The 25,854-nt window shown below is 70.4% G+C and carries 18 protein-coding genes and 2 rRNA genes; 16 read left to right on the forward strand and 4 right to left on the reverse strand.

The annotated features are described in order from the left end of the window. The first annotated feature begins 5 nt into the window (after positions 1–5). Complete coding sequence (locus BUE29_RS13680; protein WP_073390850.1) at positions 6–695, forward strand: MOSC domain-containing protein; 690 nt, start codon at positions 6–8, stop codon at positions 693–695. Here the strand turns inward: BUE29_RS13680 and BUE29_RS23425 are convergent. After that, the gene (locus BUE29_RS23425) at positions 640–1,062 is read right to left on the reverse strand and encodes a MarR family winged helix-turn-helix transcriptional regulator (RefSeq protein ID WP_073390851.1); all 423 of its coding nucleotides are present in this window, start codon (positions 1,060–1,062) and stop codon (positions 640–642) included. The genes BUE29_RS13680 and BUE29_RS23425 overlap by 56 nt on opposite strands. Before the next feature lie 89 nt (positions 1,063–1,151). On the opposite strand from BUE29_RS23425, the gene BUE29_RS13690 reads away from it, so the two are divergent. The 3 genes from BUE29_RS13690 (at position 1,152) to pheT (ending at position 6,689) form a co-directional block, all read left to right on the forward strand. Continuing rightward, positions 1,152–2,978, forward strand: coding sequence for an ABC transporter ATP-binding protein (locus tag BUE29_RS13690; RefSeq protein WP_073390852.1), 1,827 nt, complete (start codon positions 1,152–1,154; stop codon positions 2,976–2,978). A gap of 133 nt (positions 2,979–3,111) precedes the next feature. Beyond that, positions 3,112–4,215: a phenylalanine--tRNA ligase subunit alpha gene (gene pheS, locus BUE29_RS13695; RefSeq protein WP_073390853.1), complete on the forward strand. Its 1,104-nt coding sequence runs from the start codon at positions 3,112–3,114 to the stop codon at positions 4,213–4,215. Beyond that, entirely contained in the window at positions 4,212–6,689 is a 2,478-nt protein-coding gene (pheT, locus tag BUE29_RS13700; RefSeq protein ID WP_073390854.1) for a phenylalanine--tRNA ligase subunit beta, read from the forward strand. The genes pheS and pheT overlap by 4 nt, the downstream gene beginning before the upstream one ends. 7 nt (positions 6,690–6,696) lie before the next feature. Here the strand turns inward: pheT and BUE29_RS13705 are convergent, their stop codons facing one another. The 3 genes from BUE29_RS13705 to BUE29_RS13715 all read right to left on the reverse strand — a co-directional run bounded on the left by BUE29_RS13705 (position 6,697) and on the right by BUE29_RS13715 (position 9,605). Beyond that, complete coding sequence (locus tag BUE29_RS13705) at positions 6,697–7,386, reverse strand: DNA alkylation repair protein (protein WP_073391169.1); 690 nt, start codon at positions 7,384–7,386, stop codon at positions 6,697–6,699. A 13-nt stretch (positions 7,387–7,399) separates the two neighbouring features. Continuing rightward, the gene (locus tag BUE29_RS13710; RefSeq protein WP_073390855.1) at positions 7,400–8,524 is read right to left on the reverse strand and encodes an esterase-like activity of phytase family protein; all 1,125 of its coding nucleotides are present in this window, start codon (positions 8,522–8,524) and stop codon (positions 7,400–7,402) included. A gap of 79 nt (positions 8,525–8,603) precedes the next feature. Then, positions 8,604–9,605: an alpha-hydroxy acid oxidase gene (locus tag BUE29_RS13715; RefSeq protein ID WP_200800183.1), complete on the reverse strand. Its 1,002-nt coding sequence runs from the start codon at positions 9,603–9,605 to the stop codon at positions 8,604–8,606. Between the two features lie 60 nt (positions 9,606–9,665). On the opposite strand from BUE29_RS13715, the gene argC reads away from it, so the two are divergent. The 12 genes from argC (at position 9,666) to BUE29_RS13775 (ending at position 25,761) form a co-directional block, all read left to right on the forward strand. Further along, positions 9,666–10,679, forward strand: a complete 1,014-nt coding sequence (gene argC / locus BUE29_RS13720) for an N-acetyl-gamma-glutamyl-phosphate reductase (protein WP_073390856.1) — start codon at positions 9,666–9,668, stop codon at positions 10,677–10,679. After that, complete coding sequence (gene argJ, locus BUE29_RS13725; protein WP_073390857.1) at positions 10,676–11,827, forward strand: bifunctional glutamate N-acetyltransferase/amino-acid acetyltransferase ArgJ; 1,152 nt, start codon at positions 10,676–10,678, stop codon at positions 11,825–11,827. The genes argC and argJ overlap by 4 nt, the downstream gene beginning before the upstream one ends. Then, positions 11,824–12,738: an acetylglutamate kinase gene (gene argB / locus BUE29_RS13730; protein WP_073390858.1), complete on the forward strand. Its 915-nt coding sequence runs from the start codon at positions 11,824–11,826 to the stop codon at positions 12,736–12,738. The genes argJ and argB overlap by 4 nt, the downstream gene beginning before the upstream one ends. Beyond that, entirely contained in the window at positions 12,735–13,961 is a 1,227-nt protein-coding gene (locus BUE29_RS13735) for an acetylornithine transaminase (RefSeq protein WP_073390859.1), read from the forward strand. The genes argB and BUE29_RS13735 overlap by 4 nt, the downstream gene beginning before the upstream one ends. Next, positions 13,954–14,877: an ornithine carbamoyltransferase gene (gene argF / locus BUE29_RS13740; RefSeq protein ID WP_073390860.1), complete on the forward strand. Its 924-nt coding sequence runs from the start codon at positions 13,954–13,956 to the stop codon at positions 14,875–14,877. The genes BUE29_RS13735 and argF overlap by 8 nt, the downstream gene beginning before the upstream one ends. After that, positions 14,877–15,389, forward strand: coding sequence for an arginine repressor (locus BUE29_RS13745; RefSeq protein ID WP_073390861.1), 513 nt, complete (start codon positions 14,877–14,879; stop codon positions 15,387–15,389). Before argF ends, BUE29_RS13745 begins: the two co-directional genes overlap by 1 nt. A gap of 14 nt (positions 15,390–15,403) precedes the next feature. Beyond that, positions 15,404–16,849, forward strand: coding sequence for an argininosuccinate synthase (gene argG, locus BUE29_RS13750; protein WP_073390862.1), 1,446 nt, complete (start codon positions 15,404–15,406; stop codon positions 16,847–16,849). After that, a complete protein-coding gene (gene argH / locus BUE29_RS13755; protein WP_073390863.1) occupies positions 16,842–18,281 on the forward strand; it encodes an argininosuccinate lyase in 1,440 nt (479 codons plus the stop codon). The genes argG and argH overlap by 8 nt, the downstream gene beginning before the upstream one ends. Further along, the gene (locus BUE29_RS13760) at positions 18,248–18,913 is read left to right on the forward strand and encodes a DNA-3-methyladenine glycosylase (protein WP_234971447.1); all 666 of its coding nucleotides are present in this window, start codon (positions 18,248–18,250) and stop codon (positions 18,911–18,913) included. Before argH ends, BUE29_RS13760 begins: the two co-directional genes overlap by 34 nt. Then, positions 18,906–20,150 (forward strand): tyrosine--tRNA ligase, encoded by a 1,245-nt coding sequence (gene tyrS, locus BUE29_RS13765; protein ID WP_200800184.1) that lies wholly within the window; start codon positions 18,906–18,908, stop codon positions 20,148–20,150. Before BUE29_RS13760 ends, tyrS begins: the two co-directional genes overlap by 8 nt. Before the next feature lie 609 nt (positions 20,151–20,759). Then, a 16S ribosomal RNA gene (locus tag BUE29_RS13770) occupies positions 20,760–22,280 on the forward strand. 360 nt (positions 22,281–22,640) lie between these two features. Continuing rightward, positions 22,641–25,761: ribosomal RNA gene (locus BUE29_RS13775) — 23S ribosomal RNA — on the forward strand. Together the 16S and 23S rRNA genes form the textbook arrangement of a ribosomal RNA operon. Positions 25,762–25,854: the final 93 nt, after the last annotated feature.

Consider the following 25,854-nt stretch of genomic DNA (forward strand, 5'->3'; position numbering starts at 1 on the left):
CGGTCGTGCTCGTCCGGTCCGTCAACGTCGCGCGCGATCTCGCCGCGCAACCGGCCGGGCGTCGGCCGACCGGCTTCGGCAAGGTGCCGGTCTCCGGCCCCGTCGAGGTCCGCGAGCCCGGACCCAAGCGCGGCGGCCTCGGCAGCGGACTCGTCGGTGACCGCATCGGCAACCAGCGCCACCACGGCGGTACCGACCAGGCCGTCTACGCGTTCGCGCGCGAGGTGCTCGACGCGTGGGAGCAGCGGCTCGGCCGCATGCTGCCCGACGGCGCGTTCGGCGAGAACCTGACCACCGTCGGCGTCGACGTCGACGGCGCGCTCGTCGGCGAGCGGTGGCGCATCGGCGACACCGTGGTGCTGCAGGTGACGAACCCACGCATCCCGTGCGCCACCTTCCGCGGCCGGATGGACGTCCGAGGCTGGACCCGCAGGTTCACCGAGGACGGTCGCAGCGGCGCGTACCTGCGCGTCGTGACCGGGGGAGTCGTCCGCTCGGGCGACGCCGTCACCGTGCTCCACCGACCCGACCACGACGTCACCGTGGGGCTCGCGTTCCGGGCGGTCATGGGCGAACGGGAGCTCCTGCCGCGCCTGCGCGCCGCGGGTGACGACCTGCCCGCCGAGTTGCGCCGGCGGGTCACTCGTCCAGCGCGAGCAGCATCCGGGTCAGCTCCGCGCGGTCCTGCGCGCTGAGCCGGGCGAACAGCTCGTCGGTCTCGGCCAGCCGCGCCTCGCGGATGCGCAACATCAGCTCCCGGCCCTCGTCGGTCGGGACGACGAGCGTCGCCCGCCGGTCGGACGGGTCCGGGGTGCGCTCGACCAGGCCGCGCTCCTCCAGCGCGTCGACGACCTCGGTCGCCGATCGGGCCGCGATGCCCAGCAGGTCGGCCAGCGCGCCCAGCCGCATCGCGCCGCGACGCAGGAGCGTGCCGAGCGCCCGCGAGTGCGACGGCGCGAGGTCGAACGGGGCCAGCGTCTGCCGCGAGCCGTGCCGCAGCCGGCGCGCGACCGTCCAGAACGCATTCGTCAGCGCCTCGAGCTCGGCGTCGCGATCGGCCACGGGAACAGTCTAAGCGCGGTTGTTGTTGCGCCTCATTGTGAGGTAACCTCAGTAATGTCCCGACGAACTCGACGAAAGGTCGGCTGCGTATGACCAGCCCCCAGTTCGGCGGTGGCCGCCCCGGTGGTCCCGCCCGCAAGTCCTCCGCCCTCGAGAAGGCCCAGGCCCGCGACGTGTCGCTGCGCCGGATCGGCCGTCTCTTCGTCCCCTACCGACCGCAGCTCGCTGTCGTCACCACGATCATCGTCGTCGCCGCCGTCCTCGGCATGGCCTCGCCGTTCCTGCTGCGCGAGGTCATCGACGTCGCCCTGCCGCACCAGGACGTCACCCTGCTCTGCTGGCTCGCCGCCGGCATGGTCGCCGTCCCCGCCGTCACCGCCGTGCTGGGCGTCGTGCAGACCTGGATCAGCACCCGGGTCGGCCAGCAGGTGATGCACGCCCTGCGCACCGGCGTCTTCGCCCACCTCCAGCGTCAGTCCATGGCCTTCTTCACGCGTACGCGCACCGGCGAGGTGCAGTCGCGCATCACCAACGACATCGGCGGCATGCAGTCGGTCGTCACCTCGACCGCGACGTCCGTCGCGGCCAACCTCACGACCGTGGTCGCCACCGCCGTCGCGATGGTGGCGCTGTCGTGGCGGCTGTCGCTGATCACGCTGGTCGTCATGCCGCCGGCAATACTGCTGACCCGCCGCGTCGCGCGCATGCGCCGCGAGGTCACCGCCCGCCGGCAGGCCGAGCTCGCCGACCTCAACGTCACCATCGACGAGGGGCTGTCCATCAGCGGCGTGCAGCTCGCCAAGACCATGGGCACCGGCCCCGCACTGATCGAGCGCTTCACCGCGTCGTCCGCCCGCCTCATCGACCTCGAGCTGCGCTCGGAGCTCGCCGGCCGCTGGCGCATGGCCGTCATGCGCGTGCTGTTCGCGGCCATCCCCGCCCTGATCTACCTCGGCGCCGGCCTGCCCGTGACGGCCGGCTCGATGAGCATCGGGACGATCATCGCCTTCACCACGCTGCAGAGCGGGCTGTTCATGCCGCTCATGGGGCTGCTGGACGTCGGCGTCACCATCACCAGCTCGCTCGCCCTGTTCGCCCGCATCTTCGAGTACCTCGACCTGCCCGTCGACGTCGCCGACCCGGCCGCGCCGGTCACGGTCGACACCGCGCACGCGCCCGGGCACGTGCGCTTCGAGTCGGTGACCTTTCACTACCCGGGTAGCGACGTCGCCGCCGTCGCCGGCGTCGACCTCGACGTCCCGGCCGGCAGCACGCTCGCCCTCGTCGGCGAGACCGGCTCGGGCAAGAGCACCCTGGCCGGCCTCGTCGCCCGGCTGCAGGACCCCACCGGCGGCCGGGTGACGATCGACGGTGTCGACCTGCGCGTCCTGCGCCTCGCCGACGTCGCCGCCCTCGTCGGCGTGGTGAGCCAGGAGACGTACCTGCTGCACGCGACCGTGCGCGAGAACCTGCGCTACGCCAAGCCGGACGCGACCGACGCCGAGATCGAGGCCGCCGCCGGTGCCGCGCAGATCCACGAGCTGCTCGCCGGCCTGCCCGACGGCTACGACACGATGGTCGGCTCGCGTGGGCACCGCTTCTCCGGCGGCGAGAAGCAGCGCCTCGCCATCGCCCGCACGCTGCTGCGCAACCCGCGTGTGCTGGTACTGGACGAGGCGACGAGCGCGCTCGACAACGAGACCGAACGGGCCGTGCAACAGGCCTTCGACGCGCTGGCCGAGGGACGGACGACGATCACCATCGCGCACCGGCTCTCGACCGTGCACGACGCCGACCAGATCGCGGTCGTCGACCACGGCCGCATCGTCGAGCGGGGAACCCACGAGACGCTGCTCGCCGACGCCGGCCGGTACGCCGCCCTCGCCGCCGGGGCCGGCCACTCGGCGGCGCGCTAGGGTGAGTCCGTGCCCGCCACCGGATCGTCGCGTCCCGCGATGTTTGCCGCGCGGCTGGCGGCCGCTCTCCGTCCGCGCGCCTGACGACGCCTCGTCGGCGCGCCGTTCACGCCCGACGACGAGAGATCGAACGATGACCAGCCAGAACTTCGACCCGGTCGAGGTCGCCGCCCTGCAGCAGGAGACGGTCGACGCCAACGTCGCCGACGCCGTCGCGGCATTCGCCGCCGCACGGTCGCTCGACGAGCTCAAGACCGCCGGTCTCGCCCACGACGGTGACCGCTCGCCCCTCGCCCTCGCCAACCGCGAGATCGGCGCCCTGCCCCCGGCCGCCCGCTCGGCCGCCGGAAAGCGGCTCGGCCCCGCCCGCGGCGCGGTGCGCAAGGCGCTGGCCGCGCGCCAGGTCGAGCTCGAGGCCGAACGCGACGCGCGCGTGCTCGTCGACGAGGCCGTCGACGTCACGCTGCCCACCGACCGGCAGCGCAGCGGCGCCCGGCACCCGCTCACCACGGTGCAGGAGCTCGTGGGCGACGTCTTCGTCGCGATGGGGTGGGAGATCGCCGAAGGGCCAGAGGCCGAGGGGGCGTGGTTCAACTTCGACGCCCTGAACACGCCGCCCGAGCACCCGTCGCGCGACCTCAGCGACACGTTCTGGGTGGGGTCGGCGGGCTCCGGCGTCGTGCTGCGCACGCAGACGTCCCCGGTGCAGATCCGCACGATGCTCGAACAGCGGCCGCCGATCTACGTCGTGTGCCCCGGAAAGGTGTTCCGCACCGACGAGCTGGACGCGACGCACACGCCCGTCTTCCACCAGGTCGAAGGGCTCGCCGTCGACGAGGGCCTCACCATGGCCCACCTCAAGGGCACGCTCGACCACATGGCCGAGGCGATGTTCGGCCCGGGCATCGTCACCCGGCTGCGACCGCACTACTTCCCGTTCACCGAGCCGAGCGCCGAGATGGACCTCGTCTGCTTCGTGTGTCGTGGCGAGTCCGTCGGCAACCCCGACCGGCCGTGCCGGACGTGCAGCAGCGAGGGCTGGATCGAATGGGGTGGGTGCGGCATGGTCGACCCCCGTGTGCTGACGGCGTGCGGCATCGACCCCGAGCGCTACAGCGGATTCGCGTTCGGCATGGGCATCGAGCGCACGCTGATGTTCCGCAGCGGGGTCGCGGACATGCGCGACATCGTCGAGGGCGACGTCCGCTTCACCCAGGCGTTCGGAGTCGAGTCGTGAAGGCCCCTGTCAGCTGGCTCGCCGAATACGTCGATCTTCCCGCGGAGATCACTCCCCGGGGCCTCGCGGACGCGCTGGTGCGCATCGGCATGGAGGTCGAGGGCGTCGAGTCGGGCGCGGACGCCCTGTCCGGACCGATCGTCGTCGGCCGCGTGCTGTCCTTCGTCGACGAGTCGCAGAAGAACGGCAAGACGATCCGCTGGTGCCAGGTCGACGTCGGCGTGCACAACGCCGACGGCGAGCCACGCGGCATCGTCTGCGGTGCGCACAACTTCGCCCCGGACGACCTCGTCGTGGTCTCGCTGCCGGGTGCGGTGCTGCCCGGCGGCTTCGCCATCTCCGCGCGCAAGACGTACGGCCACGTCTCCGACGGCATGATCTGCTCCGTCCGCGAGCTCGGTATCGGCGAGGACCACGACGGCATCCTCGTGCTGCCGGCGGCCAGCGCGCAGCCCGGTGACGACCCGCTGCCGCTGCTCGGGCTGACCGACGCCGTCCTCGACGTCGCGGTGACGACCGATCGCGGCTACACGATGTCGATCCGCGGTCTGGCGCGCGAGGCGGCGGCCGCGCTCGGCGTGCCGTTCCGCGACGTGACGCTGCCGCTGCCCGCGCCCGACGGTGGTGCGTACGACGTCCACGTCGACGAGACGGACGTGTGCCGGCGGTTCTCGGCGCGCGCCGTCACCGGTCTCGATCCGGCCGCCCCGTCGCCGGACTGGATGGTCACCCGGCTGCGCCAGTGCGGCATCCGCTCGATCTCGCTCGCCGTCGACGTCACCAACTACGTCATGCTCGAGACCGGGCAGCCGCTGCACGCCTTCGACCGGGACCGGCTCAGCGGACCCGTCGGGGTCCGCCGGGCCGAGGCGGGGGAGAGGCTCACGACGCTCGACGACGTCGTCCGCACGCTCGCCGCGGAGGACGTCGTGGTCACCGACGAGTCGGGCCCGATCGCGCTCGCCGGCGTCATGGGCGGCGCGTCCACCGAGATCGGCGCCACGTCGTCGGCGGTGGTGCTCGAGGCCGCGACCTGGATCCCGGAGGTCGTCGCGCGCACGGTGCGCCGCCACCGGCTGCCCAGCGAGGCCGCCCGCCGCTTCGAACGCGGCGTCGACCCCGAGATCGCGGGCACCGCGCTGGAGCGGTGCGTCCGGCTGCTGGTGGCGCACGGCGGCGCGACGCCGGTCGACGGCTACACCGTCGTCGGCGAGGTCGCCCCGCCGGCGCGGATCGCGATGGACGCGCACCGTCCGGAGCGGACCGCCGGCATGCCCATCCCGCGCGACGCGGTCGTGTCACATCTCGACGCGGTCGGGTGCACGGTCACCGATGACGGTGACGTTCTGCAGGTGCAGCCGCCGTCCTGGCGACCCGACCTGCTCGTGCCCGCCGACCTGGTCGAGGAGGTCGTCCGCCTCGCCGGTTACGACCGGCTGCCCTCGGTGCTGCCGGCCGCGCCCGCCGGGCGTGGCCTCACCGGCCGGCAGCGCCTGCACCGCGCCGTGTCGCGTGCCGCGGCCGCGGCCGGGTACACCGAGGTGCTCGCGTACCCGTTCGTGGCGCCGTCGGTGCACGACGCGTTCGGGCTCGCCGGCGACGACCCGCGGCGCTCGGCCGTGCGTCTCGCCAACCCGCTCTCGGACGACGAGCCGGAGCTGCGGACGTCGCTGCTGCCCGGCCTGCTGGGCGTCGTCGCGCGCAACCTCGGCCGCGGGACGCGCGACCTCGCCGTCTTCGAGACGGGACTCGTCTTCCTGCCGCGACCGGCGGGGGAACCGCCGACGCTGCCGGGCATCGCGGCGCGTCCGAGCGACGCCGAGATCGCCGCGCTCGACGCCGTGCTGCCCGATCAGCCGCGGCACGTCGCCGCCGTGCTCACCGGCAACGCGCAGCCGCGCGGCTGGTGGGGCCCGGAGCGTGCGGCCGACTGGGCCGATGCCGTGGAGTTCGCCCGCGTGGTCGCGCGGGCGGCCCGCGTCGAGCTCGGGGTGCGCGCCACCGAGCACGCGCCCTGGCACCCCGGCCGCTGCGCCGAGCTCGTCCTCGACGACGTCACGATCGGCCACGCCGGCGAGCTGCACCCGCGGGTGGTGGCCGCGCTCGGCCTGCCCGAGCGCACGTGCGCCGTCGAGCTCGACCTCGACGCGTTGGCGGAGCCGGGACCGCCGGCCGCGCCGGAGATCTCGGGCTACCCGCCGGTGCTGCTGGACGTCGCCCTCGTCGTCGGCGACGACGTGGCCGCGGCGGCGCTCCGCGACACCATCCGGGAGGCCGCGGGGCCGCTGCTCGAATCGGTCCGGCCGTTCGCCGTCTACACCGACGCCGAGCGGCTCGGCGCCGGCCTGCGGTCGGTGACGTTCGCGCTGCGCTTCCGCGCGCCCGACCGGACGCTCACGGTGGAGGAGGCCACGGCCGCCCGCGACGCCGCGGTGACCGCCGCCGTCGAACGGCACGGCGCGCGGCTGCGCTGACCCGGCGTCAGCCGAGGTGTTTCAACGCCTCGCGCCGCGACAGCGCGCTGAGCGATCGGGACGCGACGAACGCCCGGACCCAGTCCGGATCGGTCCGCGCGTACTCGCGCAGCGCCCAGCCGATCGCCTTGCGGAGGAAGAAGTCGGGGTCCGCGGCGTTCGCGTCGACGGCGGCGACCAGCAGGTCGAGGTCGGTGCGGTCGCGGCAGCCGAGCTGGCAGATGATCGACGACCGGCGTAGCCAGCGGTCGGGCTCGGTCTGCCAGCGCACCACCGCCGGCCGCACGGCGTCGGGGAACTCGCGCAGCAGGTCGCCGACGCGATGCGACAGCTCGTCCACGTGGTCCCACCACGCGCCGGCGACGATCAGCTCCTCGAGCACGGTGACGTGCTCGGGCCGGCGCAACGACCTGGTCGACGGCGCGCCGAGCAGCGCGGTGGCCGCGTATCGCTCCTCGCGGAACTCGGCCGACCGCCACAGCGCGAGCACCGTCGCGACGAGCTGCGTCGGCGAGCCCGGCGGCTGCTCGCGGGCCTCGGCCCGGACGACCGCGCGGACCTGCGGCACGCGTACCCCGAGGAAGGGCATCGACGACTTCATGTACGCCCGCATCTGCGGGGCACGCGCCGGTTCTGCGAGCTCGTGCAGCCGACGGCGCACCGTCGTGACGAAGGCGGCGTCGGCCTCGACCGTCACCACGGGTCCGGCGTCAGTGACGCGACCCGCGGCGCGGCAGGTCGACCACGAGGTTCAGCACGCGGGTCACCTGCGTCGCGCCGAAGTTGTCGTCACTGACGAGGCTCACGCCGGTCCTGCCGCGCCGCGGCGGCGTGGTGACGGCCATGCCCTCGTAGTTGTCGAGCAACGGGTTCGTCTGCGGTTGCTTCGCCGTCGCGCCGAGGGGCGGGCACCGGACGACGTCGGCGACCAGGGTCTTGCGCAGCGCGGCCCGCGGCACCGTCGACAGGTTCGCGACCCGCGACACGTCGCGGGCGGACCGCAGCCCGCTCACCGCGAACAGGCTCACCGCGTTGCCGGTGGCGGGGTCGTAGGACGCCTCCTCGACGACGAGCCGGTCGTCGTCCACGGCCGCGACCTCGGGTATCCGCTGACCCGGTTCGGTCCGGTAGGCGACCTGGCGGGTGAGCGACCAGCGGCCGTGCCGGTCGGCGTCGTAGACCAGGAAGCGGTGCGCGGTGGCGTCGCCGTCCGCGCCGAGGTCGCCCGAGAGCGCCCCCTCCATGGCCGCCACGACCCGCCGGCCGGACGGGCTGATCGTCAGCGCCTCGAGCGTCGCGTTGGCCGTCGCCTCGCCGGCCGGGGCGACGCGGAAACGGGCCGGCACGGGCAGCGTCGCGCGCTGCCCGCCGTCGCGGCCGAACACCCGGATCGACGGCTCGGTCTCGGAGCTCACGAGGTAGTCGCCGTCGGGCAGGACGGCGAGGCCCTCGTCGTCGGCGGTGACGCCGGTGTACGGCGTGCCGTCCGCCGACCGCAGGACGAGCGGCGCGCCGACGATGCGGGGGTGGGCGAGATCGCGGAAGAACCAGATACGCGCGGGATCGTCGGCGTGGTTGTCGACGGTGGCCGCCCACGCGTGCCGGCGGCGGTCGTAGGCCAGCGACGAGAGGCCGCCGACTCGGGCGCCGTCGACGTCGAGCTTGTCGAGCGCGTCGCTGTACCCGAGCGCGCGGGCCGCGGGTGGGCAGCTGCGATGGTCGTGGTGCCGGTCCGTGGCCGCGGTGGCGGGGACGGCCGGCAGCAGCCCGGCGACGGTCAGCGCGGCGGTGATGGCGACGGCGAGGGGTCGGGTGGGACGCGGACGGATGCGCATGGCCTCCGTCCTACCGCATCCGCGTTCTCCCGGGCCATCGGTCGTGTGAACGATGCGTGTGCGCGCCCGGTCCATCGGGTCAACCGCGGCGCACGAGATCGGGCGTGACGTCGGCCGGTGTCCGGCATCCGGCGAGCCCGAGCACGTGGGCGACCTCGGCGCTCCACGCCGTCAGCAGCGCGTCGACCCCGGGACCGCCTCCGGCCGCGAGCGCCCACGCCGGCGGGCGCCCGGTCAGCACCGCGGCCGCGCCGAGCGCCAGCGCCACCAGCACGTCGTGCCCGGAGCGCAGGCCGCCGTCCACCAGCACCGGCGCCCGACCGGCCGCTGCGACGACCTCGGGCAGCGCGTCGGCGGTGGCGACGGTGCGATCGAGCTGCCGGCCACCGTGGTTGCTCACCACGAGCCCGGCCGCGCCGGCGTCGAGGAACCGGCGCGCGTCGTCGCCGCGCAGCACGCCTTTGACGAGCACGGGCAGGCCGTGGCCGGTGAGCCGCCGAAGGTCGGCGAGCGTCGCGGGGGCCTGGTCGGCGCCGGGGGCGACGGTGCGCAGCCGCCCCTGCCTGGCCTTGGCCGCCACGTAGGGGGTGTCCGCGGTGAGCACCAGCGCGGTCGCTCCGGCCGCCACCGCGCGCGCCGCCTCGCCTTCGCCGACGGCGCGGTCGGCGGTGACGTACACCTGGTACCACCACGGTGCCGTGCCGCGGGCGGCCGCGACGTCCGCCACGGCGGCGTCCGAGCGCGCCGACAGCACGAACAGGTGGTCGCCGGCGCCCGCGGCGAGCGCGGACTCCCCGTCCGGATGCAGCAGTCGCGCGTACCCGACCGGCGCCACGCCGACCGGCGACGGGAAGTGCCGGCCGAACAGGTCGACGCCGGCGTCGACGCCCGTCACGTCGCGCAGGGCGTGCGGCGCGAACCGGTAGCGGCGCCAGGCGTCGACCGCCTCGCCGAGCGCGATCTCCTCACCCGCGCCGCCGGCGACGTAGTCGACGACCCGGCGCGACAGCGCCGTCCGCGCCGCGGCCTCGAGCTCGCCGATGCGCGCGACGACGCTGCGGGGGTCGGCTCCGGGACTCACCTGACCATCCTGTCCCACCCCGCTGTGTATAGAATTGCTGACTAGTGCATAATTCTGCGCATGGGACATCGCATCGCCGTCGCGGGTGCCAGCGGCTACGCCGGGGGCGAGTTGCTGCGCCTGCTGGCCGCTCACCCGGACCTCGACGTCGTCGCCGTCAGCGCGCACGCGAACGCCGGCCAGCGGGTCGGGGACGTCCATCCCCACCTGCGCTCGCTGGCCGACCGGGTCTTCGTCGAGACCACCCCCGAGGCCCTCGCCGACGTCGACCTGCTCTTCCTCGCGCTGCCGCACGGGGCGTCCGCGGGCCTCGCCGCGCAGCTGCCCCCTGGCGTCAAGGTCGTCGACCTCGGCTCCGACCACCGGCTCACCGACCCGGCGGCGTACGCGCGCTACTACGACGGCGATTTCGCGCCGGCGTGGACGTACGGTCTGCCCGAGCTCCCCGGTCAGCGTGCGGCGATCGCCGCGGCCGAACGGGTCGCGAACACCGGCTGCCACGCCGCGGCGTCCATCCTCGCGATCGCGCCGTTGCTCGCCGCGGGCGTGGCCTCCCCGGACGACGTGGTCGTCACGTCGACGAGCGGAACCTCCGGCGCCGGGCGCTCGCCCGCCGTGCGGTTGCTGGGGAGCGAGGTCATGGGCGACCTCACCGCGTACAAGGTCGGCGCCCACCGTCACGCTCCCGAGATCAAGCAGGCCACGGGGGTGCGGACGCTGACGTTCGTTCCCGTCCTCGCCCCGATGCCCCGCGGCATCCTCGCGACCGTCGCGCTGCGGCCGGTGTCCGCGACCGGCGCCGCCGACGTCCGGGCCGTGCTCGCCGACGCCTACGCGGGGGAGCCGTTCGTGCGTGTGCTCCCCGAGGGCCGCCAGCCGCGCACCTCGGCCACGACCGGCTCGAACAGCGTGCAGCTGCAGGCCGCGGTCGACGAGGACTCGGGACGCATCCTCGTCACGAGCGCGCTGGACAACCTCGGCAAGGGCGCCGCCGGCCAGGCCGTGCAGCTCGCCAACCTCATGCTGCACCTGGACGAGACCGCGGGCCTGCCCGTCGACGGGATCGCCCCGTGAGCGTGACCTCGCCCAAGGGGTTCCGGGCCGCGGGCGTCACCGCCGGCCTCAAGGCGTCGGGGGCGCCCGACGTCGCCCTGGTGGTGAACGACGGCCCGCGGACCGACGCCGCCGCCGTCTTCACGCGCAACCGGGTGCAGGCCGCGCCCGTGCTGTGGTCGCGGCAGGCGGTGCGCGACGGCCGGTTGCAGGCCGTGGTGCTGAACTCGGGCGGTGCCAACGCGTGCACCGGTCCCGAGGGCTTCGCCGACACGCATCGCACGGCCGAGCACGTCGCGCAGGTTCTCGGGATCAGCGCGGTCGACGTCGCGGTCTGCTCGACCGGTCTCATCGGGGACCGGCTCCCCATGCCGCTGCTGCTCGCGGGCGTCGACGACGCGGCGCAGTCGCTGTCCGCCGTCGGTGGCAGCGAGGCGGCCGAGGCCATCCGCACCACGGACACCCGCGCGAAGCAGGTCGTCACGACCAGCAACGGCTTCACCGTCGGCGGCATGGCGAAGGGCGCGGGCATGCTCGCGCCCGGGCTCGCGACCATGCTCTGCGTGATCACGACCGACGCGGTCACCGACGCCGGCAGCCTGCAGGCGGCGCTGGCCGCCGCGACGCGCGTCACCTTCGACCGTGTCGACGCCGACGGCTGCATGTCCACCAACGACACCGTGGTCGCTATGGCCAGTGGTGCGTCGGGCGTCGAGGCAGGCCCGGGCGAGCTCGCAGCTGCCGTCCGCGACGTCTGTGCCGGTCTGTGTGCCCAGCTCATCGCCGACGCCGAGGGCGCGACGAAGGAGGTCCGGGTCGAGGTCGTCGGTGCCGCCGACGAGGACGACGCCGTCGAGGTGGGTCGTTCCATCGCCAGGAACAATCTGCTCAAGTGCGCGCTGTTCGGCAACGACCCGAACTGGGGCCGGGTGCTGGCCGCGGTGGGCACCACCGACGCGGCGTTCGAACCGGACCGCCTCGATGTCGCGATCAACGGCGTCCAGGTGTGTCGCGGCGGCGCCGCGGGCGACGATCGCTCTGGCGTCGACCTGGGCGGTCGCGACGTGCACATCCTGGTCGACCTGCACGCCGGCGAGCAGACCGCGACGATCTGGACCAACGACCTCTCCCACGCCTACGTCGAAGAGAACTCGGCCTACTCCACATGACCCACCCGAGCGGCACGAACCGCGACACCGAACGCGCCAAGGAGCAGGCAGCCACGCTCGTCGACGCACTGCCATGGCTGTCCCGGTTCCACGACAAGATCATCGTGGTGAAGTACGGCGGCAACGCGATGACGAGCCCCGAGCTCCAGCAGGCCTTCGCCGAGGACGTCATGTTCCTGCGCTTCGCCGGCCTGAAACCGGTGATCGTGCACGGCGGCGGCCCGCAGATCACCGCCCACCTCGCGCGACTGGGCATCGAGTCGGAGTTCCGCGGCGGCCTGCGGGTGACGACGCCGGAGATGGTGCGCATCGTGCGCATGGTCCTCACCGGCGACGTCAACGCCGACATCGTCAACCTGCTCAACGACCACGGCAGCTTCGCCATCGGCCTGTCCGGCGAGGACGCCAGCCTGCTGACGGCCGAACGACGGCACGCCGTGGTCGACGGCGTCGAGGTCGACATCGGTCAGGTCGGCGACGTGGTCGCGGTCGACGCCTCGGCCGTCCATGCGCTCATCGACGCCGGCCGCATCCCCGTCATCGCCACCGTGGCACGCGGCGCGGACGGCTTGACCTACAACGTGAACGCCGATACCGCCGCGGCGGCCGTCGCGGTGGGCCTAGACGCGGAGAAGCTCATCGTCCTGACCGACGTCGAAGGCCTCTACGCGGACTGGCCGGCGAGCACCGAGGTCGTGAGCGAGATCGACACCGAGGCGCTCGCGGAGCTGCTCCCCGGGCTGGCCAGCGGGATGGTCCCGAAGATGGAGGCCTGCCTGCGGGCGGTCGAGGGGGGCGTGCCCCGCGCCCACGTCCTGGACGGGCGTGTCGAGCACGCGCTGCTGCTCGAGATCTTCACCAGCAGCGGGGTCGGAACCATGGTCGTACCGAGCAAGGAAGGACCGGCATGAGCACCACCGAGCCGACGTCGCCCGGCGAGCACACCGCGGCCGCGGCCGCGCGCTGGCAGGCCGTCATGATGGACAACTACGGCACGCCGCCGATCGCGTTGGACCGCGGTGAGGGCGTCCGGGTGTGGGACGTCGACGGAAACCGCTACCTCGACCTCGTCGGCGGCATCGCGGTCTCGTCGCTGGGGCACGCTCACCCCGCCGTGGTCGCCGCCGTCACCGAGCAGGTCGGCCGCCTCGTCCACACGTCCAACCTCGCGATGCACGAGCCGGGCATCCGGCTCGCCGAACGGCTGGTCGGCCTGCTGGGCCTGCCCGCGCGGGTGTTCTTCGCCAACAGCGGGGCCGAGGCCAACGAGTGCGCGCTGAAGCTCGCCCGCCGGCACCGTCCGGGCGGCGCGATCGTGTCCTGCCACGCGAGCTTCCACGGCCGCACGATGGGCGCGCTGTCGGTCACCGGGAACGCGGCCAAACGCGACCCCTTCGCGCCGTTGCCCGGCCCCGTCACGTTCGTCGACTACGGCGACGTCGCCGCCCTCCGCGCCGCCGTGGGGCCCGACACCGCCGCCGTGATCGTCGAGCCGACGCTGGGCGAGGGTGGCGTGGTGCCACCGCCGGCCGGCTTCCTGGCCGCGGCACGCGAGAGCTGCGACGCGAGTGGCGCGCTGCTGATCGTGGACGAGGTGCAGAGCGGGATCGGCCGGACCGGCCACTGGTTCGCGAGCCAGGCCGAGGGCGTCCGGCCTGACGTCGTCACCCTCGCCAAGGGCCTGGGCGGCGGTATGCCCATCGGGGCCTGTCTCGCCGTCGGTACCGCCGGCGAGCTGTTCGGGCCGGGTGACCACGGCAGCACGTTCGGGGGCAATCCGGTGTCGTGCGCCGCGGCGCTGGCCGTGCTGACGACGATCGCCGACGAGCACCTGCTCGACGACGTGAAACGGGTCGGCGAGCACCTGGCCGACCGGCTCGCGGGTCTCGACAGTCCGCTCGTCGACCACGTCCGGGGCACCGGGCTCTGGCGGGCGGTCGCACTCACGGGCGCGCACGCCGCCGCGGTCGAGGTCGCCGCGCGCGAACGCGGTCTGCTCGTCAACGCCGTCCGCCCGGACGCGTTGCGGCTCGCGCCGCCGCTCGTCCTCACCGAGGCCGACGTGGACGAGGCCGTGCCGACGCTGTCCGCGGCGCTGGCCGACGTGGCCGGGAGGGTGTCGACCGGTGCCTAGGCATTTCCTGCGTGACGACGACCTCACGCCCGACGAGCTGGTGACCGTGCTGGACCTCGCCGACGAGCTCAAGGCCGACCGCTTCGCCCGCCGGCCGCTGGCCGGCCCCCGCGGCGTCGCGCTGATCTTCGACAAGCCGACGCTACGCACGCAGCTGTCCTTCTCCGTCGGCGTCAGCGAGCTCGGTGGCCAGCCGATCACGGTGGACGGCCGGCTCGCCGGCATCGGTGAGCGCGAGTCGGTCGCCGACGTCACCCGCGTGATCTCGCGTCAGGTGGCGGCGATCGTGTGGCGCACGCACGGCCAGGACCGCATCGAGTTGATGGCCGGGCTGAGCCCGGTGCCGGTCGTCAACGCGCTCACCGACTCGTTCCACCCCTGCCAGATCCTGGCCGACCTGCAGACGATCCGGGAGCACAAGAAGCAGCTCGCCGGGCTGACGTTCGCGTATCTCGGCGACGCCGCGAACAACATGGCGAACTCCTACCTGCTCGGGGGAGCGACGGCGGGACTGCACGTCCGCGTCGCCGGGCCGCCGGGGTACCTGCCCGACCCGGCGGTGGTGTCGGCCGCGGAGCGCACCGCCGCCGCCACGGGCGGCAGCGTCCTGGTCACCGACGACCCGCACGCGGCGCTGGACGGCGCGGACGTCGTCGCCACGGACACCTGGGTGTCCATGGGGCAGGAGGACGAGAAGGACGACCGGCAGGCGCCGTTCGTGCCGTACGCGCTCGACGCGGCCGCCCTGGACCGCGCCGACGCGAACGCGATCGTCATGCACTGCCTGCCCGCCTACCGCGGCAGCGAGATCGCCGCCGAGGTGATCGACGGGCCGCGCAGCGTCGTGTGGGACGAGGCCGAGAACCGGTTGCACGCCCAGAAGGCGCTGCTCGCCTTCCTGCTCGAGGGCCACTGATGTCGACGGTGAACGACCGGCCCGTCACCACCAAGGCGGCGCGGCACGCCCGGATAGTCGAGGTGCTCGGCGAGCACCCGGTCCGCTCGCAGGCCGAGCTCGCCGCGCTGCTGGACGCCGCCGGCGTGCACGTCACCCAGGCCACGCTGTCGCGCGACCTCGACGAGCTGGGTGCCGTCAAGCTGCGGACCCCCGACGGTGGCCTGCCGGTCTACCGGGTCCCGGAGGACGGCTCGCCGCTGACGGCGCGCGGTGTCGGCGACGCGCCACCGCAGCGGCTCGCGCGCCTCGTGGGCGAGATGTTGACCAGCGTCGAGGCGAGCGCGAACCTGGTGGTCCTGCGCACCCTCCCCGGGGCGGCGCAGTACCTCGCGTCGGCGCTCGACCGCGCCGGGCTGCCCCAGGTGCTCGGCACGATCGCGGGGGACGACACCATTCTGGTGGTCGCCCGCGACCCGGTCGGCGGTCGCGCGCTGGCCGACCATCTGCTGACCCTCCCGCACACGATCTGAAGGACGTTCCCGAAGTGAGCAAGGTTCTGAGTTCCCTGCCCGTCGGCGAGCGTGTCGGCATCGCCTTCTCGGGTGGTCTCGACACGTCCGTGGCGGTCGCCTGGATGCGCGCGAAGGGTGCCGTCCCGTGCACCTACACCGCCGACATCGGCCAGTACGACGAGCCCGACATCTCCGGCGTCCCGGCCCGCGCGCTCGACTACGGCGCCGAGCTCGCCCGAGCGGTCGACTGCCGCCGCGAGCTGGTCGAGGAGGGCATCGCCGCGCTCACGTGCGGTGCCTTCCACATCCGGTCCGGCGGACGCGCCTACTTCAACACCACGCCGCTCGGCCGGGCCGTCACCGGCACGTTGCTCGTCCGGGCCATGCAGAGCGACGGGGTCAACATCTGGGGCGACGGGTCCACGTTCAAGGGCAACGACATCGAGCGCTTCTACCGCTACGGCCTGCTCGCCAACCCCGACCTGCGCGTCTACAAGCCGTGGTTGGACGCGCAGTTCGTCACCGAGCTGGGCGGCCGCGCCGAGATGAGCCAGTGGCTCACCGAGCACGGTCTGCCCTACCGCGACAGCTCGGAGAAGGCGTACTCCACCGACGCCAACATCTGGGGCGCCACGCACGAGGCGAAGACGCTGGAGCACCTGGACGTCTCGCTGGAGACGGTCCAGCCGATCATGGGCGTGCGGTTCTGGGACCCGGCCGTCGCCATCGACGCCGAGGACGTCACGATCCGCTACGCCGCCGGGCGCCCCGTCGCGCTCAACGGTGTCGACTTCGCCGATCCGGTCGAGCTGGTGCACGAGGCCAACGTGATCGGCGGCCGCCACGGGCTGGGCATGTCCGACCAGATCGAGAACCGGATCATCGAGGCGAAGTCCCGGGGCATCTACGAGGCCCCCGGCATGGCGCTGCTCTGGATCGCCTACGAGCGGCTGCTCAACGCCATCCACAACGAGGACACGCTGGCGAACTACCACGGCGAGGGTCGGCGTCTCGGCCGGCTGCTGTACGAGGGCCGCTGGCTCGACCCGCAGTCGCTCATGCTGCGCGAGTCGATCAACCGGTGGATCGCCTCCCTCGTCACCGGCGAGGTGCGCTTGCGGCTGCGGCGCGGCGAGGACTACACCGTCCTCGACACCCGTGGCCCGAGCCTGTCCTACCACCCGGACAAGCTGTCGATGGAGCGGACGGAGAACGCCGCGTTCGGTCCGGGCGACCGGATCGGGCAGCTGACCATGCGCAACCTCGACATCGCCGACTCCCGCGCGAAGCTCGAGCAGTACGCGAGCCAGCCCCTCGACGAGGGGCAGGTGCTGGTGGAGCACGGGACGCTGTTCGGCGCGCTCCCGGCCGGCGAGGCGCATCACGTCACCGAGTACCCGGAGCGCGGGGGAGCGGACGGCGGTGCGGTCGACGAGACCGCGCTGGACCACGCCGCCCTGGAGTCCGGCGTTGACTGACGCCGGCGGCGGAGCGCTGAGCCTGTGGGGCGGGCGGTTCGCCGGCGGCCCGTCCGACGCGCTGGCCGCGCTGTCGTTGTCGACCCACTTCGACTGGCGGCTCGCCCGTCACGACATCGCGGGCTCGCGGGCGCACGCGCGCGTGCTGCACGCGGCCGGCCTGTTGACCGCCGACGAGCTCGCCGCGATGCTCGCCGGCCTCGACCGGCTCGAACAGGACGTCGTGGCGGGGGAGTTCACGCCGGTGGCCGCGGACGAGGACGTCCACACCGCACTCGAACGGGGTCTCGTCGAGCGCGTCGGCGCCGATCTGGGCGGTCGGCTGCGAGCGGGACGTTCGCGCAACGACCAGATCGCCACCCTCATCCGCATGTATTTGCGCGAACAAGCGCGAATCATCGCCGCCGGCATCCTCGAGGTGGTGGACGCCCTCGTCTCGCAGGCCACGACGCACCTCGGTGTCGCGATGCCCGGCCGCACCCACCTGCAGCACGCGCAGCCGGTGTTGCTGTCGCATCACCTGCTCGCGCACTGCTGGGCCCTCAGCCGTGACGTCGACCGGCTGCGTGACTGGGACGCTCGCGCCGCGCGCAGTCCGTACGGCGCGGGCGCACTCGCCGGTTCGTCGCTGGGCCTCGATCCCGCGGCGGTGGCGGCCGAGCTCGGGTTCGACGGCCCGAGCGAGAACTCGATAGACGCCACGGCGTCGCGTGACGTCGTCGCGGAGTTCTCGTTCGCGACGACGATGCTCGCCGTCGACCTCTCCCGCATCGCCGAGGAGGTCGTCCTCTGGGCGACGAAGGAGTTCTCCTTCGTCACGCTCGACGACGCGTACTCGACCGGTAGCTCGATCATGCCGCAGAAGAAGAACCCGGACGTCGCGGAGTTGACGCGCGGCAAGGCGGGTCGGCTCATCGGCGACCACACCGGCCTGCTGGCGACCCTGAAGGCGCTTCCGCTCGCGTACAACCGCGACCTGCAGGAGGACAAGGAACCCGTCTTCGACGCCGTCGACACCCTGCTGCTGCTCCTGCCCGCGGTCAGCGGGATGCTCGCGACGATGGTCTTCGACACCGAGCGGCTCGAGTCGCTGGCACCGCAAGGGTTCTCGCTCGCCACCGACGTCGCGGAGTGGCTCGTCCGGCAGCGCGTGCCGTTCCGGGTGGCGCACGAGGTGGCCGGGGCCTGCGTGCGCGAGTGCGAGGGCCGCGGCATCGAGCTCGCCGAGCTGTCCGACGACGACCTCGCGGCGATATCGGACGAGCTGGGACCCGAGGTCCGGTCGGTGCTGACGGTGGCCGGGTCCATCGCGTCGCGCTCCGCCGTGGGGGGCACGTCACCCGAGCGTGTGGCCGAGCAGCTCGACGCGCTCGCGGTCACCGTCGACCGGCAGCGGTCGTGGGCGACGTCCGCGGCGGGTCCGCTGCGGTGATCGACCGCGCGCGGCTGGCCGTCCCGGCGCGCGTGCTGGCACCCCGCCTGGTGGGCGCGCTGCTCGCCTCCGAGATCGGCGGCGCGCGCGTGGCGGTGCGGCTGACCGAGGTCGAGGCCTACGAGGGCGCCGACGACCCGGCCTCGCACGCCTTCCGTGGGCCGACCCCCCGTACGCGGGTCATGTTCGGGCCCGCCGGCCATCTGTACTGCTACTTCAGCTACGGGATGCACTGGTGTGCGAACGTCGTCTGCGGGCCGGACGGGGTCGCGGCGGCCGTCCTGGTGCGCGCGGGAGAGGTCGTCGAGGGGGTCGACGCGGCGCGGTCGCGGCGTCCTGCGTCCCGCCGCGACACCGATCTCGCCCGGGGCCCCGCCCGGCTGGCGAGCTGCCTCGGCCTCGCCGCGGCGGTGAACGGGGTCGACCTGTGCGATCCGGGCTCGCCGGTGCGGCTCGAGACGCTGCCCGTTCGGCGCCGCCCAGGGGTGCGCGCCGGGCCGCGGGTGGGGATCTCGCGAGCGGTGGAGCGGCCGTGGCGGTTCTGGCTCGAGGGGGCGCCGTCGGTGTCGGCGTACAAGGCGGGCGGCCGGAAACCGCTGCCATCGACGCGGCAGACTGACGGACGTGAGTGACACCTCGACGGCCCTCGCGGCGCTGCCCGCCGACCTGCGCGACGCGCACGACATCCTCGCGTCGGGGGCCGCGCAGATCCTGCCGGCCGACGGCCTGGCCGAACGGCTGTCGGCCGCGCGGCGCGAGGACCGGCCACTGCGTGTGAAGCTGGGGATCGACCCGTCCGGAACGGACCTCACGCTGGGGCACGCGGTCGTGTTGCGCAAGCTGCGGCAGTTCCAGGACCTCGGGCACACAGCGGTGCTCGTCGTCGGCGGATTCACCGGTCAGGTGGGCGACCCGTCCGGGCGGACGGCCACCCGCGCGGCGCAGTCGGCCGACGACGTCGTCGCCAACGCCCGCGGCTACTTCGACCAGGTGATGCGCATCCTGGACCGTGATCGCACCGAGGTCGTCAACAATGCCGACTGGCTGGGTGTCATGAGCCTGGCCGACATCCTGGGCTACACCCGGCAGGTCACGGTGGCGCAGTTGCTCGAACGCGACGACTTCGCTCGCCGGTTCGGGGCGAACCAGCCGATCAGCCTCTCGGAGTTCGTGTACCCGCTGCTGCAGGGGATCGACTCCGTCGAGATCCGCGCCGACATCGAGCTGGGCGGAACCGACCAGACCTTCAACAACCTCGTCGGACGCGAACTGCAACGCTCCCGGGGCCAGGCGCCCCAGGCGGTGCTGACCGTCCCGTTGCTGGTCGGTACCGACGGTGTCGAGAAGATGGGCAAGTCCCTCGGCAACTACGTCGCCATCGCCGAGCCGGCCGCCGAGCAGTTCGGCAAGCTGATGAGCGTGCCCGACGAAGTCGTCGGCACCTACGCCCGCCTCTGCACCGACCTGCATCCCCGCGATGTGGACGAGCTGGCGGCCGAGGTCGCCGCGGGTGGGGCGGGCGCCAACCGCGCGAAGCGCCGGATGGCCCGCGAGGTGGTTGCGCTCTACCACGGCGTCGAGGAGGCAGCGGCGGCCGAGCAGCGCTTCGATGCCGTCTTCCGGCGTCACGAGGTGCCGCGCGACGTGCCCGAGCACGCGCTCGGCGCGGACGACCCGGCGCACCTGCCGGCGGTGCTCGTCGCGGCGGGTCTGGCGGCGAGCAGCAGCGAGGCCAGGCGCGCGGTGGACGCGGGTGCGGTGAAGATCGACGGCACGCCGGTCCCTAAGCGGGGCTACGACCTCGCCCGCGCCGAGCTCGTCGGGCGGGTCCTGACCAATGGCAAACGGCGGGCGGCGCGGCTGATCTGAGCCGTCGTGCGCCAGGTCACAGAAGTGTGCACCGCCGTGACGCCGATCGGATCGGGGTGCAGCGCGCCGGAAACCCCCGGAAAACAAGGCCGACACGCGTCTGACCCGCGAATTTGACGTTGGCGGGGCCGCTGGCTAATGTTCTTCTTGTCAGCGCGACGGAGACACCGGAGCGGGCCGGGGCCGAGAGGCCGAGGGCCGCGAGTGGAGCCGGGCTGGCGGAGTTCCCCCAAGCACGAGGCAGGATAGTTCATCTGCGCCCCGACCAAGTGGGAGTCTGGGTGGTGCAGGTCGTGTTTGACTGTGCGGAACCAACCGGGTAGCGTTTTTCGGGTTGCCCCCGAAGGCTTCGGAAGAGGCCGGACGGTGCGCATCCGCTCCTTGAGAACTCAACAGCGTGCCGAAAGTTAGTGCCATTTATTTACTCTCGTCTCGCGGTCGGTCTCGACCGGCCGCGGAAGAGATTCCTTTGGTACATCGAGCAAATAATTCCGTTCACCTGCCCTCGGGCAGGGGACAGTCAGCTCGTATGACCAGTGATTGAAACCGTCGGTCAGACGGTGACTTTCTGTGTCGACATCCCAGCTCTCGAGCTGGTGTCAATAAACATTCACGGAGAGTTTGATCCTGGCTCAGGACGAACGCTGGCGGCGTGCTTAACACATGCAAGTCGAGCGAGGCTCCTCCTTCGGGAGGATGTCCTAGCGGCGAACGGGTGAGTAACACGTGGGCAACCTGCCCCTAGCTCTGGGATAACCCCGGGAAACCGGGGCTAATACCGGATACGACTCCGATAGGCATCTGCCGGAGTGGAAAGGGTTTACTGGCTAGGGATGGGCCCGCGGCCTATCAGCTTGTTGGTGGGGTAACGGCCTACCAAGGCGACGACGGGTAGCCGGCCTGAGAGGGCGACCGGCCACACTGGGACTGAGACACGGCCCAGACTCCTACGGGAGGCAGCAGTGGGGAATATTGCACAATGGGCGAAAGCCTGATGCAGCGACGCCGCGTGAGGGATGACGGCCTTCGGGTTGTAAACCTCTTTCAGCTCCGACGAAGCGAAAGTGACGGTAGGAGCAGAAGAAGCACCGGCCAACTACGTGCCAGCAGCCGCGGTAATACGTAGGGTGCAAGCGTTGTCCGGAATTATTGGGCGTAAAGAGCTCGTAGGCGGCTTGTCGCGTCGGCTGTGAAAACCTGGGGCTCAACCCCGGGCCTGCAGCCGATACGGGCAAGCTAGAATTCGGTAGGGGAGACTGGAATTCCTGGTGTAGCGGTGAAATGCGCAGATATCAGGAGGAACACCGGTGGCGAAGGCGGGTCTCTGGGCCGATATTGACGCTGAGGAGCGAAAGCGTGGGGAGCGAACAGGATTAGATACCCTGGTAGTCCACGCCGTAAACGTTGGGCGCTAGGTGTGGGCCACATTCCACGTGGTCTGTGCCGCAGCTAACGCATTAAGCGCCCCGCCTGGGGAGTACGGCCGCAAGGCTAAAACTCAAAGGAATTGACGGGGGCCCGCACAAGCGGCGGAGCATGTGGCTTAATTCGATGCAACGCGAAGAACCTTACCTGGGCTTGACATGCAGGGAAATCTCGTAGAGATACGGGGTCCGTAAGGGCCTTGCACAGGTGGTGCATGGCTGTCGTCAGCTCGTGTCGTGAGATGTTGGGTTAAGTCCCGCAACGAGCGCAACCCTCGTCCTATGTTGCCAGCGAGTAATGTCGGGGACTCATAGGAGACTGCCGGGGTCAACTCGGAGGAAGGTGGGGATGACGTCAAGTCATCATGCCCCTTATGTCCAGGGCTGCACACATGCTACAATGGCCGGTACAAAGGGCTGCGATACCGCGAGGTGGAGCGAATCCCATAAAGCCGGTCTCAGTTCGGATTGGGGTCTGCAACTCGACCCCATGAAGTCGGAGTCGCTAGTAATCGCAGATCAGCAACGCTGCGGTGAATACGTTCCCGGGCCTTGTACACACCGCCCGTCACGTCACGAAAGTCGGTAACACCCGAAGCCGGTGGCCCAACCCTCGTGGAGGGAGCCGTCGAAGGTGGGATTGGCGATTGGGACGAAGTCGTAACAAGGTAGCCGTACCGGAAGGTGCGGCTGGATCACCTCCTTTCTAAGGAGCACACGGCCGAAGTCTACGGAGTTCGGTCCAAAGCCCCGTCGTGAGCGAACGTCTCACGGGGGCTGCTCAAGGGTGGAACACTAACCAGTTCGCGTCGGTGACGCGCGGCCAGTCAGTACAGCGATCTCGGTCGCCGGAACATCTGGATCGTCGTCGTCGAGGCGTAGGCACGCTGTTGAGTCCTGAGGGAGCGGAGTCATCCGCCCTTCAGGACATCGTCGCGTTGAACGCGGCGATGTCCACGTCCGACCGTGTCGGTCATCGAACGGCACCCACTGGGGTGTACGCGGTGAGTCGTCGATTCGGTCGCCCGTACCTTGAGAACTGCACAGTGGACGCGAGCATCTTTGTGGCCAAGTTAATAAGGGCGCACGGTGGATGCCTTGGCACCAGGAACCGAAGAAGGACGTAAGGGGCTGCGATAAGCCTCGGGGAGCTGCCGACTGAGCTTTGATCCGAGGATTTCCGAATGGGGAAACCCGGCAGGAGTCATGTCCTGTCACCCATGCCTGAACACATAGGGCATGCGGAGGGAACGTGGGGAAGTGAAACATCTCAGTACCCACAGGAAGAGAAAGCAACCGCGATTCCGTTAGTAGTGGCGAGCGAAAGCGGAACAGGCCAAACCACATACGCGTGATAGCCGGCAGGCGTTGCGTATGCGGGGTTGTGGGGCCGCATTGTCGATTCTGCCGAATCGACGAGGAGTCAGAAAGCGTTGTAGTTAGTCGAGGGACTTGGGAAGGTCCGGCACAGAGGGTGATACCCCCGTAGACGAAAACTCGACGCCTCCTTTGCGTTACCCCAAGTAGCAGCGAGCCCGTGAAATTCGCTGTGAATCCGGCGGGACCACCCGCTAAGCCTAAATATTCCCTGGTGACCGATAGCGGACAAGTACCGTGAGGGAAAGGTGAAAAGTACCCCGGGAGGGGAGTGAAATAGTACCTGAAACCGCGCGCCTACAAGCCGTTGGAGCGTCGCTTCGCCTTGAGCGAAGTCGTGACAGCGTGCCTTTTGAAGAATGAGCCTGCGAGTTAGTGTTACGTGGCAAGGTTAACCCGTGAGGGGGAGCCGTAGCGAAAGCGAGTCTGAATAGGGCGTCGAGTCGCGTGATCTAGACCCGAAGCGAAGTGATCTACCCATGGCCAGGTTGAAGCGCGGGTAAGACCGCGTGGAGGACCGAACCCACTTAGGTTGAAAACTGAGGGGATGAGCTGTGGGTAGGGGTGAAAGGCCAATCAAACTTCGTGATAGCTGGTTCTCCCCGAAATGCATTTAGGTGCAGCGTCGCGTGTTTCTTGCCGGAGGTAGAGCTACTGGATGGTCTAGGGGGCCCACAAGCTTACCGAAATCAGCCAAACTCCGAATGCCGGTAAGTGAGAGCGCGGCAGTGAGACTGCGGGCGATAAGGTTCGTAGTCGAGAGGGAAACAACCCAGAACACCAGCTAAGGTCCCCAAGCGTGTGCTAAGTGGGAAAGGATGTGGAGTCGCACAGACAACCAGGAGGTTGGCTTAGAAGCAGCCACCCTTTAAAGAGTGCGTAATAGCTCACTGGTCAAGTGATTCTGCGCCGACAATGTAACGGGGCTCAAGCACACCACCGAAGCTGTGTCATTCACGCTATAGCCCGCCGATCGTCTACGGACGGTCGGCCAGGTGCGTGGATGGGTAGGGGAGCGTCGTGTGCCGGAGGAAGCGGCGGGGGAACCCAGCCGTGGACGGCACACGAGTGAGAATGCAGGCATGAGTAGCGAATGAGGAGTGAGAACCTCCTCCGCCGAATGACCAAGGGTTCCTGGGCCAGGCTAATCCGCCCAGGGTAAGTCGGGACCTAAGGCGAGGCCGACAGGCGTAGTCGATGGACAACGGGTTGATATTCCCGTACCCGCAGAAGAGCGCCCATGTCGAACCTAGCGATGCTAAGCGCCAGAAGCCGAGAGGACTTTCGAGTCCAACACGGTGGATCGCGCGACCCTAACTAGTAGTAGACAAGCGATGGGGTGACGCAGGAAGGTAGTCGTACCGGTAAGTGGATACACCGGGGTAAGCGTGTAGGGCGTCGTGTAGGTAAATCCGCACGGCACCAGCCTGAGACGTGATGCATAGCCGATTGCGGCGAATTCGATGATCCTATGCTGCCGAGAAAAGCCTCTAGCGAGCTCTGAGCGGCCCGTACCCCAAACCGACACAGGTGGTCAGGTAGAGAATACCAAGGCGATCGAGTGAACCATGGTTAAGGAACTCGGCAAAATACCTCCGTAACTTCGGGAGAAGGAGGGCCAGTTGACGTGACGGAACTTGCTTCCCGAGCGTTGGCCGGCCGCAGAGACCAGCGAGAAGCGACTGTTTACTAAAAACACAGGTCCGTGCGAAGTAGCAATACGATGTATACGGACTGACGCCTGCCCGGTGCTGGAACGTTAAGGGGACGGGTTAGCACTTCGGTGCGAAGCTCAGAACTTAAGCGCCAGTAAACGGCGGTGGTAACTATAACCATCCTAAGGTAGCGAAATTCCTTGTCGGGTAAGTTCCGACCTGCACGAATGGCGTAACGACTTCTCGACTGTCTCAACCATGGACTCGGCGAAATTGCACTACGAGTAAAGATGCTCGTTACGCGCGGCAGGACGGAAAGACCCCGGGACCTTTACTATAGTTTGATATTGGTGCTCGGTTCGGCTTGTGTAGGATAGGTGGGAGACTGTGAAGCTGGTACGCTAGTGTCGGTGGAGTCAACGTTGAAATACCACTCTGGTCGAATTGGGTGTCTAACCTAGGTCCGTAATCCGGATCAGGGACAGTGTCAGATGGGTAGTTTGACTGGGGCGGTCGCCTCCCAAAATGTAACGGAGGCGCCCAAAGGTTCCCTCAGCCTGGTTGGCAATCAGGTATCGAGTGCAAGTGCACAAGGGAGCTTGACTGCGAGACAGACATGTCGAGCAGGAGCGAAAGCTGGGACTAGTGACCCGGCACTGGCAAGTGGAAGCGGTGTCGCTCAACGGATAAAAGGTACCCCGGGGATAACAGGCTGATCTTCCCCAAGAGTCCATATCGACGGGATGGTTTGGCACCTCGATGTCGGCTCGTCGCATCCTGGGGGTGGAGTCGCTCCCAAGGGTTGGGCTGTTCGCCCATTAAAGCGGTACGCGAGCTGGGTTTAGAACGTCGTGAGACAGTTCGGTCCCTATCCGCCGCGCGCGCAGGAGATTTGAGAAGGGCTGTCCTTAGTACGAGAGGACCGGGACGGACGAACCTCTGGTGTGCCAGTTGTTCCACCAGGAGCACTGCTGGTTGGCTACGTTCGGAAGGGATAACCGCTGAAAGCATCTAAGCGGGAAGCTCGCTTCAAGATGAGATCTCCCATCCTTTATGGAGTAAGGCCCCCGGCTAGACCACCGGGTTGATAGGCCAGAAGTGGAAGCGTGGTAACACGTGCAGCTGACTGGTACTAATAGGCCGAGGACTTGCCACATACCCAATCTTTGCCGGTTTCGGCCGGCATGCTACGCGTCCACTGTGCGGTTCCCGAGGTACGGTCCCCGCTGCCCTGCGCAGCGGTGCGGA

The organism is Jatrophihabitans endophyticus, from assembly GCF_900129455.1.
GTDB lineage: Bacteria > Actinomycetota > Actinomycetes > Mycobacteriales > Jatrophihabitantaceae > Jatrophihabitans > Jatrophihabitans endophyticus.

Excerpts from the sequence above, each read along its gene's own strand:
- BUE29_RS13690 (WP_073390852.1), top strand. The coding sequence starts at position 1,152 with ATGACCAGCCCCCAGTTCGGCGGTGGCCGCCCCGGTGGTCCCGCCCGC.
- argC (WP_073390856.1), top strand. The coding sequence starts at position 9,666 with ATGGGACATCGCATCGCCGTCGCGGGTGCCAGCGGCTACGCCGGGGGC.
- argB (WP_073390858.1), top strand. The coding sequence starts at position 11,824 with ATGACCCACCCGAGCGGCACGAACCGCGACACCGAACGCGCCAAGGAG.
- BUE29_RS13745 (WP_073390861.1), top strand. The coding sequence starts at position 14,877 with ATGTCGACGGTGAACGACCGGCCCGTCACCACCAAGGCGGCGCGGCAC.
- pheS (WP_073390853.1), top strand. The coding sequence starts at position 3,112 with ATGACCAGCCAGAACTTCGACCCGGTCGAGGTCGCCGCCCTGCAGCAG.
- BUE29_RS13735 (WP_073390859.1), top strand. The coding sequence starts at position 12,735 with ATGAGCACCACCGAGCCGACGTCGCCCGGCGAGCACACCGCGGCCGCG.
- BUE29_RS13710 (WP_073390855.1), bottom strand. The coding sequence starts at position 8,524 with ATGCGCATCCGTCCGCGTCCCACCCGACCCCTCGCCGTCGCCATCACC.